We start from the raw sequence: 14,082 nt of genomic DNA, 5'->3' as shown, positions 1-14,082 counted from the left end.
GCAAGCCAGCTCCCACAGGTACGATGCAATCCTTGTGGGAGCGTGGCTTGCCCGCGATGAGGCCCGAACAGACAACAATGTTGTAGGGGTGAAAACATGTACAACTGGATCGACGCCCTCGCCGACCTGCAAACCCGGGGTGAACCCTGTGTGTTGGTGACCATCATCGAAGAGCTCGGCTCGACGCCGCGTAATGCCGGCTCGAAGATGGTCATCAGCGCCACGCAAACCTTCGACACCATCGGTGGTGGGCATCTGGAATACAAGGCCATGCAGATCGGCCGCGAGATGCTTGCCAGCGGCAAGCAGGACACCCACCTTGAGCGCTTCAGCCTCGGCGCCAGCCTGGGCCAGTGCTGCGGTGGCGTGACCGTATTGCTGTTCGAACCGATGGGCCAGGTTCAGGCGCAGATCGCTGTGTTCGGCGCCGGCCACGTCGGCCGGGCGCTGGTGCCGCTGCTCGCCAGCCTGCCCTGTCGGGTGCGCTGGATCGACTCGCGGGAAGCTGAATTCCCCGAGCAGATCCCCCACGGCGTGCGCAAAATCGTCACTGAAGAACCGGTGGATGAAGTCGACGACCTGCCCGCCGGCAGTTACTGCATCGTCATGACCCACAACCATCAACTCGACCTCGAACTCACTGCGGCGATCCTCAAGCGCAACGACTTCGCCTACTTCGGCCTGATCGGTTCGAAGACCAAACGGGTGAAGTTCGAACATCGCCTGCGTGACCGCGGTTTCGACAGCGCCGTGCTGCAACGCATGCGCTGCCCGATGGGCATCGGCGAAGTCAAAGGCAAGTTGCCTGTGGAAATCGCCATCTCCATCGCCGGCGAAATCATCGCCACCTATAACGCGAATTTCGGCCAGCACACCGCCAGCGCCGGATCATCGATCGCCAAACTGCTGCCTGTTTCACGCCGCAGCCAAGCTTCGAACTAAAAGCTTCGAACTAAAAGCTTTGAACTAAAAGCTTCGAACTCATTGAGAACCCCCATGCCTCTGACTCGCAAAGCCTACCGCGCCGCCCTCCTGCACAGCATCGCCGACCCCGCCGAAGTGGGTATCGAAGCTTCGTACGAGTATTTCGAAGACGGCTTGCTGGTGGTCGACAACGGCCGCATCAGCGCCATCGGCCATGCCAGCGAATTGCTGCCGACCCTGCCGGCCGATATCCAGATCACGCATTATCAGGACGCCTTGATCACCCCGGGCTTCATCGATACCCACATTCACTTGCCACAAACCGGCATGGTCGGCGCCTATGGCGAACAGCTGCTGGATTGGCTCAATACCTACACCTTCCCGTGCGAAAGCCAGTTCGCCGACAAGGTCCACGCCGATGAAGTCGCGGACATTTTCATCAAGGAACTGCTGCGCAACGGCACCACCACGGCGCTGGTGTTCGGCAGCGTGCATCCGCAGTCGGTGAACTCGTTCTTCGAGGCCGCCGAACAGCTGGACCTGCGAATGATCGCCGGCAAGGTGATGATGGACCGCAACGCGCCGGACTACCTGACCGACACCGCCGAATCGAGCTACATCGAAAGCAAGGCGCTGATCGAGCGCTGGCACGGCAAGGGTCGCCTGCACTATGCGGTCACTCCGCGTTTTGCACCGACCAGCACACCGGAACAACTGACCCTCGCCGGCCAGTTGCTCAGCGAATACCCGGATCTGTACATGCAGACCCACATCAGCGAGAACCTCAAGGAAATCGAGTGGGTCAAGGCACTGTTCCCGGAGCGTAAAGGCTACCTGGATGTCTACGATCACTACCAATTGCTCGGCGAGCGCTCGGTATTTGCCCACGGCGTGCACCTGTGCGACGACGAATGCGCACGGCTGGCGCAAACCGGCTCGGCGATCGCCTTCTGCCCGACCTCGAACTTCTTCCTCGGCAGCGGTCTGTTCAACCTGCCAATGGCCGAGAAGCACAAACTCAATGTCGGCCTGGGTACCGACGTCGGTGGCGGCACCAGTTTCTCGCTGCTGCAAACCCTGAACGAAGCCTACAAAGTCATGCAACTGCAAGGCGCGCGGCTGAGCCCGTTCAAGTCGCTGTACCTGGCCACCCTCGGCGGCGCCCGCGCGCTGCGCCTGGAAGACAAGATCGGCACCTTGCAACCGGGCACCGATGCGGACTTCCTGGTGCTGGACTACAACGCTACGCCACTGCTCGGCTATCGCCTGAAACAGGCCAATAATATTGCCGAGACGTTGTTTGTATTGATGACGCTGGGGGATGACCGCACTGTTCTGCAGACGTATGCGGCGGGGAATCTGGTGCATCAGCGCTAGGTTTTACGGGCATAAAAAATCCCCCGCAATCGTTGGTTGCGGGGGATTGATCGTTCCCACGCTCCGCGTGGGAATGCAGCCCGGGATGCTCCGCGTCCCAATTCAGAGCCGAACGCAGAGCGTCCGTTGAGGCGTTCCCACGCAGAGCGTGGGAATGATCAGCGTCAGGAAGTCAGAGCTTGGCTGTTGAACGCCCAGGCTTTTTGGTCTGCAACAAATGCGAAAACACCGCATGCAGATCATCCGACGCGCTTTCTTCGTCGAGGTTGAGCTTGCTGTCGATGTGATCCATGTGATGCATCATCAAATCCACCGCCAGCGTCACGTCTCGCGCCTCGATGGCGTCGATCAATTGAGTGTGTTCATCGTAAGAACAGTGGGAACGGTTGCCGCTTTCGTACTGGGCGATGATCAATGAAGTCTGGGACACCAGGCTGCGCTGGAAGCTGATCAGCGGGGCATTTTTTGCCGCTTCGGCCAGTTTCAAATGGAACTCGCCGGACAGACGGATACCGGCCCCACGATCGCCACGGGAAAAACTGTCGCGCTCGTCATTGACCATCTGCCGCAATTCGAGAAGTTGCTCGGCGGTGGCGTGCTGCACCGCCAATTCAGTAATCGCCCGTTCCACCAGACGCCGCGCCAGAAACACCTGACGGGCCTCTTCGACACTCGGGCTGGCGACGACCGCGCCACGATTCGGTCGCAGCAATACCACGCCTTCATGGGCCAGACGGGACAGCGCGCGGCGAATGATGGTGCGGCTGACCCCGAAAATTTCCCCCAGCGCTTCTTCGCTCAACTTGGTGCCGGGCGCCAGACGCTGTTCGAGAATGGCCTCGAAGATATGCGCATAGACAATATCGTCCTGGGTTCCGCTGCGCCCGGCTTTGCCTGCTCGCGGTTGTTTCTTGAGGGGTTGCAACTGTTCGTTCATGGGCACTCGAGTCGGAAGAACTGCGGCGAATTGACCGTGACTGTAATACGGCACAGTGGGTCGCTGGCAAGTATCGCGTAAAAAACACCGCGATTGTACACAATGGAAGGTGGCAACACGACTGTACGGCTGTTTGTCGCCCTCGCTGTATAGCAACGACCGGTTACTTTTCAGTTTAGGCTTGAACCAGCAAACCTGTGCTCATGAGCCTGGGATGAATGTGTGGCGAGGGGGCTTGCCCCCGTTCGGCGGCGGAGCCGTCGTAAACGCTGCAAACGCAATTTATCTGTCTAATCGCATTAGATTGTTTTTGGGGGCCGCTTCGCAGCCCAACGGGGGCAAGCCCCCTCGCCACAAAAGCTCTTCCGGATTCAGCTTCTATACACAAGGAACACCGCTGTCATGACCGACGCCACGCACACGCAGCTTCGCCCTCTGACTGACACATCACCCTCGGCCATCGTCGCCGGGTTCATTGCGATGATGACCGGCTATACCAGTTCGCTGGTGCTGATGTTCCAGGCCGGGCAAGCGGCGGGCCTGAGCAGTGGACAGATTTCGTCGTGGATCTGGGCGATCTCTATCGGCATGGCGGTGTGCTCGATCGGCTTGTCCTTACGCTACCGCACCCCGATTACCATCGCCTGGTCGACCCCCGGCGCGGCATTGCTGATCACCAGCCTTGGCGGTGTCAGCTATGGCGAGGCCATTGGCGCCTACATCACTTGCGCGGTGCTGGTGACTATCTGCGGCCTGACCGGCAGTTTCGAACGGCTGGTGAAAAAGATTCCTGCCTCATTGGCGGCGGCGTTGCTGGCGGGGATTCTGTTCAAGATCGGCAGCGAGATTTTCGTCGCCGCCCAGCACCGCACTGCGCTGGTCCTGGGAATGTTCTTCACCTATCTGGTGGTTAAACGCCTGTCGCCGCGCTACGCCGTGCTCGCCGCGCTGTTGATCGGCACTGCGCTGTCGGGGTTTATGGGGTTGCTGGATTTCAGTGGTTTCCATCTGGAAGTCGCGACGCCGGTCTGGACCACGCCGCATTTCTCTTTGGCCGCGACCATCAGCATCGGCATTCCGCTGTTCGTGGTGGCGATGACCTCGCAGAACATGCCAGGTATCGCCGTGTTGCGCGCCGATGATTACAACGTGCCAGCTTCACCGCTGATCACCACCACCGGCATTGCCTCATTGCTGTTGGCGCCCTTCGGCTCCCATGGGATCAACCTGGCCGCCATCAGCGCGGCAATCTGCACCGGGCCGCATGCCCATGAGGATCGCAACAAGCGCTACACGGCCGCCGTCTGGTGCGGGATTTTCTACGGGATTGCCGGGGTGTTCGGCGCGACGCTGGCGGCGTTGTTTGCCGCACTGCCTAAAGAACTGGTGCTGTCGATTGCTGCGCTGGCGCTGTTCGGCTCGATCATCAACGGGTTGAGCATTGCCATGGCGCAAGTGCAAGAGCGGGAAGCGGCGTTGATTACCTTTATGGTGACGGCGTCGGGGTTGACGCTATTTTCCATCGGTTCGGCGTTTTGGGGGATTGTGGCGGGGGTGTTGACGTTATTGATCTTGAATTGGCGGGGCGACTAAAAGATCGCAGCCTCGTTGCACTCGACAGCTCCTACACAGCGCCTGCCATCGCATGCGTTGCCCTGTAGGAGCTGTCGAGTGAAACGAGGCTGCGATCCTTCAACCTTCACAAAAAAAACGGCGACCCTTGGGTCGCCGTTTTTTTAGAACATCAAGCTACCGGATTGATCGGCTTTTCCGGGTACCAGACGTCGATCAGCGGGCTGACGGTTGCTTCGGTCAGTTCGCTGCGGCCTTTGAGCCAGGCTTCAACAGCGGCACGCTGTTCTTCGGAGACCGAACCACGCTTCTGCAGGCAAACCAGACCGAAGTCGTCGCCGCCCACATAGCCCAGACCGTTGGCTTCCATGGCTTCTTTCAGGAAAGCGTCGAGGAAAGCATCAATGGCTTCATCAGCCAAATCTTCTTTGAAATCCAGGTTCAGTTCGAAACCCAGCTCTTGAAATTCATCGACGCACAGTTTTTTGCGCAGACGCTGGGAACGGTTAGTCGCCATTGGAACAATCCTCAAAAGTATTAACGGGCCGCACTTTAGCAGTTTAAGGCGCCGATTGCCCGTCTCAGAATGCCGCTGCACCTACCGCCGGTAAAAAAATAGCGGATTAGACGACCGGGGTACGGCACAAGCCGTTACACCTTGGGGCATAATGCCGACCTTTCGTGACCGCTGAGGGAATTTATCTCCATGCCCTCGTCTTTTTCCCCTCGGCTGTAGGGTTTTATTTCAAATGATCAAATCTTTGCGTCCATTGTTGCTCGCCAGTCTTCTTTTGCCCCTGGCCCTCCCCGTTTCCGCCGCTTCGATCAACACCGCCCTGTCGCCCAACGTCGAAAAGGCGCTCAAGGCCAGCAAACTACCGAGCAGCGCCTTGTCGCTGGTAATGATCCCGCTCAACGGCCCGGGCACCCCAACCCTTCATAACGCGGACGTGTCGGTCAACCCGGCTTCGACCATGAAGCTGGTGACCACGTACGCCGCACTGGAAATGCTCGGCCCGAACCACCAGTGGAAAACCGAGTTCTACACCGACGGCACCCTCAGCGGTGGCATTCTCAACGGCAACCTCTACCTCAAGGGTGGCGGCGATCCGAAGCTCAACATGGAAAAACTCTGGCTGCTGATGCGTGATTTGCGCGCCAACGGCGTGACCCAGGTCACCGGCGACCTGGTGTTGGACCGCAGCTTCTTCGTGCAACCGCAACTGCCTGAATTCAATGACGACGGCAACGACGATAACAAGCCGTTCCTGGTCAAGCCCGACGCGCTGCTGGTCAACCTCAAGGCCTTGCGCTTCGTGGCCCGCAACGACTCGGGCAAGGTCCTGGTGTCGGTCGAGCCGCCGATTGCCAGCATCCGCATCGACAATCAGGTCAAGGCGCTCAACTCCAAGCAATGCACTGGTGGCGTGCGTTACAACCCGGTGCCCCAGGCTGATGGCAGCGTGACCGTGACCGTCGGCGGCCAGTTGGGCGAAGGTTGCAGTTCCCAGACCTACCTGTCGCTGCTTGATCACGCGACCTACACCGCTGGCGCTGTGCGGGCGATCTGGAAGGAATTGGGCGGTAGCATCCAGGGCCAGGATCGCCTGTCACCGACACCGCGCAATGCCAAGGTACTGGCCCGGGCCTATTCGCCAGACCTGGCGGAAATCATTCGCGACATCAACAAATACAGCAACAACACCATGGCTCAGCAGTTGTTCCTGAGCCTGGGCCAGAAGTTCCGCACCGACGCCGACGGTGACGACGCCAAGGCGGCTCAGCGCGTGGTGCGTCAATGGCTGGCACGCAAAGGCATCACCGCGCCGCATCTGGTGATGGAGAACGGTTCCGGCCTGTCCCGCGCCGAGCGCGTGAGCGCCCGTGAAATGGCCGCGATGCTGCAAGCCGCCTGGCGCAGCCCGTATTCCGCCGAGTTCATCAGCTCGATGCCCATTGCCGGCACCGACGGCACCATGCGCAAACGGCTGAAGACCACCGCGATGCGCGGTGAAGCCCACGTCAAGACCGGCACCCTGAACACCGTGCGCGCCATCTCCGGCTACAGCCGCGACATCAATGGCAATACCTGGGCGGTGGTGGCGATCCTCAACGACAAGGCACCGTTTGGCGCCTCTTCGGTGCTGGATCAGGTGCTGCTGGACCTGTATCGCCAGCCGAAATTGCCGGAAACGGCTTCGGTGTTGTAACCCGATCGTCCAGACACTGGAGATCAAAAAATGTGGGAGCGGGCTTGTGTGGTGAGGGGGCTTGCCCCCGTTTGAGTGCGCAGCACTCACAAGATCTTTGCTGCATCAGAGATTTTGGGGCTGCTTCGCAACCCAACGGGGGCAAGCCCCCTCGCCACAACTCGCTCCCACAGGGTCCGCATGCTGCCTTAGCTCATCTGCCCCTCAACCCGATCCCGTCCTGCCTGTTTCGCTGCATACACCCCTGAGTCGGCCCGCAACAGCAGCGCATCCACACCCTCTCCGGCACGCCAGCTGGCAATCCCGAAACTCGCGGTGACGATCCCGACCTCGTCGATCGGCGCACTGCGCAACCCTTGCCACAATTGCACGGCCAGCACATAAGCTTGTTCGCCGTCGATATCCGGACAGAGCACCATGAATTCTTCGCCGCCCAGACGACAGAACACATCCGTGCGCCGCAAGCGACCGCCAATGCGCTCGCACACGGCCTGCAATACCCGATCACCCACGGCATGACCGTGCAGATCGTTGATGCGCTTGAAGTGATCGATGTCGAGCATGATCACTGACAACTCGCCACCGCCGCGCTCGACCCGGGCCATTTCGGTGGTCAGGCGCTCCTGGAAATAACGACGGTTATGGATCCCGGTCAGGGAATCGGTCACGGACAGTGCACGCAATTCCTCTTCCACACGCTTGAGGTCGGAGATGTCCGAAATGTAGCCATGCCAGAGCACACCGCCACCGGGCAGTTCCTCTGGCGTCGCCTCACCGCGGACCCAGCGCAGACCACGGTGGGGCAACTGCACGCGATATTCCTCGCGCCAGGGACTGAGGTTGTCCGCCGAGGCCTGGATCGATGCGCGAACCCGACGCGTGTCTTGCGGATGAATCCGCGCGAACACCGCTTCGGCGTTGAGCAACAGTACGTCCGGCTCAAGTTCGTAAATATCGCGTATACCGTCGCTGGCGTAGATCACACTGAAGCGCCCATCGAATTCCATCTTGAACTGGTAGATCCCGCCGGGCACATGGGCGCTGAGTTTCTTCAGTAACAGGTCCCGTGCGGCCAGAGCCTCGTAGACCCGTTTGCGTTCAGTGATGTCGATGCAGATCGTCAGGTGCCCAACCCACAAGCCTTGCTCATCAAGGACCGGGGTCGCCAGCATATTCACCGTCAAATGGCTGCCGTCGCCGCGGACCAGCGTCCACTCCCGGGCTTCATGACCGCCCTCTTTCCCGCCTTCGACCAGCATCGCCTGACACGTCGGGATGGGCTTGCCATAGCGCGCGCTCAACTCGGCCGAGCGCGCTTCGAGTTCCCGGGCCAGGTGCAGGCTTTCCAGGGTCATATGGCCGACGACCTGAGCACTGGTGTAACCAAGCATTTGCTCTGCACCGGCGTTGAAGGTGTTAATCACTCCACGCAAGTCAGTGGCGATAATCGCCACCTGAGTCGCGGCATCCAGCACCCCGCGCAACTGGCCATGGGTGCCGCGCAATTCCTGCTCACGGTCATGCAGTTCCCGGGTCCGCTGCTCTACCATTTTCAGCGCTCGTTGGCGCTGGCTGACCAACACATAGAGAAACACACTGAGCAGCAGGCTGAGCAAACCACCGAGCACCACCAGACTGGCCACCGAGGAATGGTTGGCGTTCAGGAACGCAGCGCTGGGACGCATATCCACTTGATAATCATGGTCGGCCAGACGTAGTAAACGTGTCGAGGACAAGTCACTGGCCCCCACCGTATTAGTCGACTCATACAACACTTCACGCTGATCATCGGTGGACAAGTCGAGGATTCGCACCGAGAGAGAGTCAAGATTCTCGTCCGGCAGCCCGTCCGCCAGCAGCTGGCGCATGCTGATCACCGCCATCACATAGCCGGCGGGCGCAGCGTTTGGGATGTTCCGATGGATGACCGGTGCTACCAGCAACACGCCCCGCGAATAGGCGGGCTCGATGCCTACCAGATGCAACGGTTGCGACACGGCCATGTTGCCGTGGCGATCGGCCCGTTCCAGGGTCGAACGACGCAGGGGTTGGGCCAGCAGGTCGTAACCCAGTGGCGTAGGCAGATGGCTCTGGGTTTGGGTGTAGAGCACGGGCACGTACTCATCTCGCAAGCCGGCCGGTTGCAACTGACCCTCGGCGTTGAGCTCGCGAAAGATGAAATCGTCCAAGCCTTCCTCACGCACCGCTCGCTCAAGCAGCGGTCGTTCGGCGTGGGAAACCCGGGGGGCCCAGGAGTAGGCCTGGGTGCGACGCAAAAGAGGCTTGGCGTAACCGTCGAATTCTTCGCGGGACACCGATTCTGAATGGACGAAGAACCGGCGCAGACCGTCGAGGCGCTGCTCCTGATCTTCGAAACGTTCTTCGATACGGCTGTAACGTTCACTGGCGAGCAGCTGGAAACGTTGCCGCAATTGCTGATGAAATTGATTGAATGTCGCCCAGGCCAGCAATCCCGTGAGAATCCCGCCTACGAGCAATGCCAACAGCGCGACCAGCCAGGCCGAAACATCTTCACGGATAAAACCCAGGATCTTGGGGCGCACGGCGTGCAACGACATAGAGGCCACTCAGAACGCCAGGTGCCGGAAAAGCCCTTTGGCCACTGTTGAGTTATAGCTATTAGCCACTAATTTGACCAGCACTGAAAGAACCCAAGAGCCTTTGAAAATCAAGGCTCTGTGGATCCAATCAGGCTCATGTATCACCGAGCGGTAATCTTCCACGCACGGTGGATCTTGCCATTACGGGCGAAATCCGGATCGATGGTCTGGGCGGTGATTTCTTCAACGGCATAACGCTCGGTAAGGTTTTCCTCGAGCTGGAACTTGCGGAAGTTGTTGGAGAAATACAGCACGCCGCCCGGCGCCAGACGTGCCATGGCCAGGTCAATCAACTGCACTTGATCACGCTGCACGTCGAAAATGCCTTCCATGCGCTTGGAGTTGGAGAAGGTCGGCGGGTCGATGAAAATCAGGTCGTATTCGTCACGGCAGGCATCGAGCCAGGCCATCACATCGCCCTGCTCCAAGCGGTTCTTGTCGGAAAAACCGTTCAGCGACAGGTTGCGACGTGCCCAATCCAGATAGGTTTTCGACAGGTCGACGCTGGTGGTGCTACGCGCGCCGCCTTTGGCGGCATGTACGCTGGCGGTCGCGGTGTAGCAATACAGGTTGAGGAAGCGCTTGCCAGCCGCTTCTTTCTGAATCCGCATGCGCATCGGCCGATGATCGAGGAACAGGCCGGTGTCGAGGTAGTCGGTGAGGTTCACCAGCAGCTTCACGCCGCCTTCGTTAACCTCATTGAACTTGCCCTGTGCGCTCTGGCGTTCGTACTGCTTGGTGCCGCTTTGACGCTCGCGACGCTTGACCACCACGCGGTTCTTGTCGATGTTCAGCGCCTGCGGGATCGCCGCCAGGGCATCGAACATCCGCGCCGAGGCTTTTTCCGGATCGATGGATTTGGGTGCGGCGTATTCCTGGACGTGGACCCAGTCGTGATAAAGGTCGATGGCCATGGAATATTCCGGCATGTCGGCATCGTAGACGCGGTAGCAGTCGATGCCTTCACGCTTGACCCACTTACCCAAGGCCTTGAGGTTTTTTTGCAGACGGTTGGCGAACATCTGCCCGCCTTCGCTCAAGCGCGGTTGCTCGATCACCACCGGGGCCGGTTTGATCGGGTTGCCGTTCTTGTTGTACTTCTCGTATTTGCCCGGCGCTTCGATGTTCGATGGCGCATCGGACTCGGCCTGTTCACGCTCGATCTGGCGTTGTTCCGGAGTGCGACGCTCGCCGGTGACGAACTGGTCCGGCGTGACCTTGATCAGCAGCAACTTGCACGGCAGGGCGCCGTTCCAGAACGAATACTGTTTGTAGCTGCGTATGCCCATGCGCTTGCCCAGGTCCGGGGCGCCGGTGAACACCGCCGCTTCCCAGTTCAGGCAAGCCTGACGCAGACGTTCGCCGAGGTTCTGGTAGAGGTAAAGCAGGCTCGCCTCATCGCCCAGACGTTCGCCGTACGGAGGGTTGCAGATCACCAGGCCTTTCTGGTTCTGGTCCGGGCGCGGCTCGAACGTCGCGACTTCGCCCTGGTAGATCTTGATCCACTCGCTCAGGCCGGCACGTTCAACGTTATTGCGGCCCGGTTGAATCAGGCGCGGGTCGGCTTCGTAACCGCGAATCCACAGCGGTGGCCTGGCCAGACCAGCCGCGGCGCGCTCGGTGGCTTCTTCGTGAAGTTTTTTCCACAGCGCCGGCACGTGACCGAGCCAGGCGGTGAAGCCCCATTGCTCGCGACGCAGGTTCGGCGCCATGTCGGCGGCGATCATCGCGGCTTCGACCAGGAATGTACCGACACCGCACATCGGGTCAGCCAGTGCGCCACCTTCGGCGGCAATCCGAGGCCAGCCCGAACGGATCAGAATCGCCGCCGCGAGGTTTTCCTTCAGCGGCGCCGCGCCCTGCTGCAAGCGGTAACCACGCTGGTGCAGGCTGTGACCAGACAGGTCGAGGGACAGAATCGCTTCGCCACGGTCCAGGCGCAGGTGAATGCGCAGGTCCGGGTTGAGCTTGTCGATGGATGGACGGTCGCCCTGCGGGGTGCGCAGTTTGTCGACAATGGCGTCCTTGACCTTCAAGGCGCCGAAATGCGTGTTATCAATGCCCGAACCGTGACCGCTGAACTCAACGGCCAGCGTGCCATCATTGAGCATGTGGTCTTGCCATTCGATATCCAGCACGCCGTGGTAGAGGTCTTCGGCGTCCTTCATCGGGAAGCGCTTGAGCACCAGCAGCACGCGGTTCGCCAGACGCGACCACAGGCACAGGCGATAGGCGGTTTCCATGGTGGCCATGCCGCGCACAGCCGAGGTGTGCTCGCGTGCTTCTTCAAGGCCAAGCCCGACGGCTTCCTCGATGAGCAAGCCTTCAAGGCCTTTGGGGCAAGTGAGGAAGAGTTCGAAACGATCGGACATTGGTAATTCCAGAGCCTTTGGCTAAGTGAATCGGCAACGCATTGCCGATCCGGTTTTCAGTCAGGCGCTTTTCTAACAGAGCGCCCGCGTGGCACGAAGGTGTGCCGTTCCCACCCTGACTGCTCGGGTTAAAAGAGCTTAGATGCCAGGACAGATATAAAAGTTGATGCAACAAAATGTCATAAGTCGACCCTTCGTCGAATAGTCCACAAGTGCAACGGGTGTCATTCTCGTTAAAGGCTTACCCCCACCCTCTAGCGCAGGGCCGATCATACCGGGGTTTGGCTCGTAACCACGGGACAAATATCGTGTTACTTATGGCCATAGCATCTTTATGGTTACGTTCTTATGACAAAACGGTCATTCCCTCGATGTGACGCATTGGTTAGAACTCAACTCAGGTTGACGTCGCAACGGCGTCAACACCTTGGCTCGCCACGCCGGCAGCGAGCCGCCAGCGGCAGAATTTTTCTGCCTGACCTCGATTGAGGTCAACGCGATAAATACAGTCAACAAGTGAGGGAAACACCCTATGAGAAGACTTAAGCGTGATCCGTTGGAAAGAGCATTTTTGCGCGGATATCAATATGGCGTTGGTGGTAAATCCCGTGAGCTTTGCCCTTTTACTCTACCGTCGGTACGCCAAGCCTGGATCAATGGCTGGCGCGAAGGACGCGGCGACAACTGGGACGGTATGACCGGCACTGCGGGAATCCACAGACTCAACGAACTTCACGCCGTCGGCTAATACAGGGCACACACTCCGACACGACAATCTGATTACGTAATGACTTAACCACGCACGTCCCATCCGGACGGCGGGCTTCGGCCCAGGGGCTCCTTCGAGGAGCCCTTTTTTATGCCAGCATTTTGCCGAAACACCCCCGTTGTAGCAGCTGCCGAGCCTGCGAGGCTGCGTTCGGCGGCGAAGCCGTCGTGAAATCAGACACTGCGGTATTACAGGTATACGGTGTATGCAGGGTTTACGACGGCTTCACCGCCGAACGCAGCCTCGCAGGCTCGGCAGCTGCTACAGGTCAGCGTAGGGCCGCGATGGCATCCACCGATTCACGAATCAACGCCGGGCCTTTATAGATGAAGCCGGAGTAGAGCTGCACCAAACTCGCACCCGCGGCGATTTTCTCAGCCGCGTGCTTGCCTTCGGTGATGCCGCCCACGGCGATGATCGGCAGGCGACCGGCCAGTTCCGCCGCCAGCACTTTAACGGTGTGCGTGCTTTTCTCGCGAACCGGCGCGCCGGACAACCCGCCCGCCTCGTCACCATGTTCCATGCCTTCGACACCAACGCGGCTCAGGGTGGTGTTGGTGGCAATCACTGCATCCATCCCGGTTTCGATCAACGCCTGGGCGACTTGAACGGTTTCTTCATCAGTCATGTCCGGCGCGATCTTGATCGCCAGCGGCACATGCTTGCCGTGGCGCAGGGCCAGTTCCGCCCGGCGGGTGGCCAGGTCGGCGAGCAATTGCTTGAGCGAATCGCCGAATTGCAGGCTGCGCAGGCCCGGGGTGTTTGGCGAACTGACGTTGACCGTCACATAGCTGGCGTGGGCATAGACCTTATCCAGGCAGATCAGATAGTCATCGACCGCACGTTCAACCGGTGTGTCGAAATTCTTGCCGATATTGATGCCCAGCACGCCTTTGTACTTGGCTGCCGCCACGCGAGCGAGCAAGTAATCGACACCAAGGTTGTTGAAGCCCATGCGGTTGATGATCGCTTCGGCGTCCGGCAAGCGGAAAATCCGTGGTTTCGGGTTGCCCGGTTGCGGACGCGGCGTGATGGTGCCGATTTCGACGAAACCGAAACCCAATTGGGCAAAACCATCGATCGCTGCGCCGTTTTTGTCCAGACCGGCCGCCAAACCCACCGGGTTCGGGAACTCCAGGCCCATGACCGTTACCGGCAGTTTCGCCGGTGCCTTGCACAGCAAGCCGTTAAGGCCCAAACGCCCGCCCGCGCCGATCAGGTCCAGGGACAGATCGTGGGAGGTTTCCGGGGAAAGTTTGAACAACAGCTGACGGGCCAGGGTGTACATGGGCAGGCTTGA

At 59.7% G+C, this 14,082-nt stretch carries 10 protein-coding genes; 5 read left to right on the top strand and 5 right to left on the bottom strand.

Annotation, left to right across the window (positions count from 1 at the left end; all coding sequences use genetic code 11):
• Positions 1–96 precede the first annotated feature (96 nt).
• Positions 97–942, top strand: coding sequence for a xanthine dehydrogenase accessory protein XdhC (gene xdhC / locus FHW68_RS04700; protein WP_183679086.1), 846 nt, complete (start codon positions 97–99; stop codon positions 940–942).
• Between the two features lie 54 nt (positions 943–996).
• Complete coding sequence (gene guaD, locus FHW68_RS04695) at positions 997–2,301, top strand: guanine deaminase (RefSeq protein ID WP_183679085.1); 1,305 nt, start codon at positions 997–999, stop codon at positions 2,299–2,301.
• A 172-nt stretch (positions 2,302–2,473) separates the two neighbouring features.
• On the opposite strand, the gene FHW68_RS04690 is transcribed toward guaD, so the two are convergent.
• Positions 2,474–3,238 (bottom strand): GntR family transcriptional regulator, encoded by a 765-nt coding sequence (locus FHW68_RS04690; RefSeq protein ID WP_183679084.1) that lies wholly within the window; start codon positions 3,236–3,238, stop codon positions 2,474–2,476.
• 402 nt (positions 3,239–3,640) lie between these two features.
• Between FHW68_RS04690 and FHW68_RS04685 the strand changes: the two genes are divergently transcribed.
• Positions 3,641–4,831 (top strand): benzoate/H(+) symporter BenE family transporter, encoded by a 1,191-nt coding sequence (locus FHW68_RS04685; protein ID WP_183679082.1) that lies wholly within the window; start codon positions 3,641–3,643, stop codon positions 4,829–4,831.
• A gap of 151 nt (positions 4,832–4,982) precedes the next feature.
• Here FHW68_RS04685 and FHW68_RS04680 read toward each other — a convergent pair whose 3' ends face one another.
• On the bottom strand, positions 4,983–5,327 hold the full coding sequence (locus FHW68_RS04680; RefSeq protein ID WP_007896965.1) for a YggL family protein: 345 nt from the start codon (positions 5,325–5,327) through the stop codon (positions 4,983–4,985).
• 232 nt (positions 5,328–5,559) lie between these two features.
• Between FHW68_RS04680 and dacB the strand changes: the two genes are divergently transcribed.
• Entirely contained in the window at positions 5,560–7,020 is a 1,461-nt protein-coding gene (gene dacB / locus FHW68_RS04675; RefSeq protein WP_183679080.1) for a D-alanyl-D-alanine carboxypeptidase/D-alanyl-D-alanine-endopeptidase, read from the top strand.
• Between the two features lie 188 nt (positions 7,021–7,208).
• On the opposite strand, the gene FHW68_RS04670 is transcribed toward dacB, so the two are convergent.
• Positions 7,209–9,599, bottom strand: a complete 2,391-nt coding sequence (locus FHW68_RS04670; protein WP_183679078.1) for a GGDEF domain-containing protein — start codon at positions 9,597–9,599, stop codon at positions 7,209–7,211.
• A gap of 143 nt (positions 9,600–9,742) precedes the next feature.
• On the bottom strand, positions 9,743–12,013 hold the full coding sequence (gene rlmKL / locus FHW68_RS04665; RefSeq protein WP_095634280.1) for a bifunctional 23S rRNA (guanine(2069)-N(7))-methyltransferase RlmK/23S rRNA (guanine(2445)-N(2))-methyltransferase RlmL: 2,271 nt from the start codon (positions 12,011–12,013) through the stop codon (positions 9,743–9,745).
• Positions 12,014–12,545: 532 nt separating this feature from the next.
• Between rlmKL and rmf the strand changes: the two genes are divergently transcribed.
• Positions 12,546–12,761, top strand: a complete 216-nt coding sequence (gene rmf / locus FHW68_RS04660; protein WP_003223300.1) for a ribosome modulation factor — start codon at positions 12,546–12,548, stop codon at positions 12,759–12,761.
• 289 nt (positions 12,762–13,050) lie between these two features.
• Here the strand turns inward: rmf and FHW68_RS04655 are convergent, their stop codons facing one another.
• Positions 13,051–14,070: a quinone-dependent dihydroorotate dehydrogenase gene (locus tag FHW68_RS04655; RefSeq protein ID WP_095634281.1), complete on the bottom strand. Its 1,020-nt coding sequence runs from the start codon at positions 14,068–14,070 to the stop codon at positions 13,051–13,053.
• Between the last annotated feature and the right edge of the window lie 12 nt (positions 14,071–14,082).

It is taken from the genome of Pseudomonas sp. Tn43, from assembly GCF_014192635.1.
Lineage (GTDB): Bacteria > Pseudomonadota > Gammaproteobacteria > Pseudomonadales > Pseudomonadaceae > Aquipseudomonas.
Note: the sequence above shows the minus strand (reverse complement) of the source record. Positions and strands in the feature narration are given on the sequence as shown.

What these genes read in the sequence shown, in the direction of transcription:
- xdhC (WP_183679086.1), top strand. Translation starts at nt 97, where the DNA reads ATGTACAACTGGATCGACGCCCTCGCCGACCTGCAAACCCGGGGTGAA.
- guaD (WP_183679085.1), top strand. Translation starts at nt 997, where the DNA reads ATGCCTCTGACTCGCAAAGCCTACCGCGCCGCCCTCCTGCACAGCATC.
- FHW68_RS04690 (WP_183679084.1), bottom strand. Translation starts at nt 3,238, where the DNA reads ATGAACGAACAGTTGCAACCCCTCAAGAAACAACCGCGAGCAGGCAAA.
- FHW68_RS04685 (WP_183679082.1), top strand. Translation starts at nt 3,641, where the DNA reads ATGACCGACGCCACGCACACGCAGCTTCGCCCTCTGACTGACACATCA.
- FHW68_RS04680 (WP_007896965.1), bottom strand. Translation starts at nt 5,327, where the DNA reads ATGGCGACTAACCGTTCCCAGCGTCTGCGCAAAAAACTGTGCGTCGAT.
- dacB (WP_183679080.1), top strand. Translation starts at nt 5,560, where the DNA reads ATGATCAAATCTTTGCGTCCATTGTTGCTCGCCAGTCTTCTTTTGCCC.
- FHW68_RS04670 (WP_183679078.1), bottom strand. Translation starts at nt 9,599, where the DNA reads ATGTCGTTGCACGCCGTGCGCCCCAAGATCCTGGGTTTTATCCGTGAA.
- rlmKL (WP_095634280.1), bottom strand. Translation starts at nt 12,013, where the DNA reads ATGTCCGATCGTTTCGAACTCTTCCTCACTTGCCCCAAAGGCCTTGAA.
- rmf (WP_003223300.1), top strand. Translation starts at nt 12,546, where the DNA reads ATGAGAAGACTTAAGCGTGATCCGTTGGAAAGAGCATTTTTGCGCGGA.
- FHW68_RS04655 (WP_095634281.1), bottom strand. Translation starts at nt 14,070, where the DNA reads ATGTACACCCTGGCCCGTCAGCTGTTGTTCAAACTTTCCCCGGAAACC.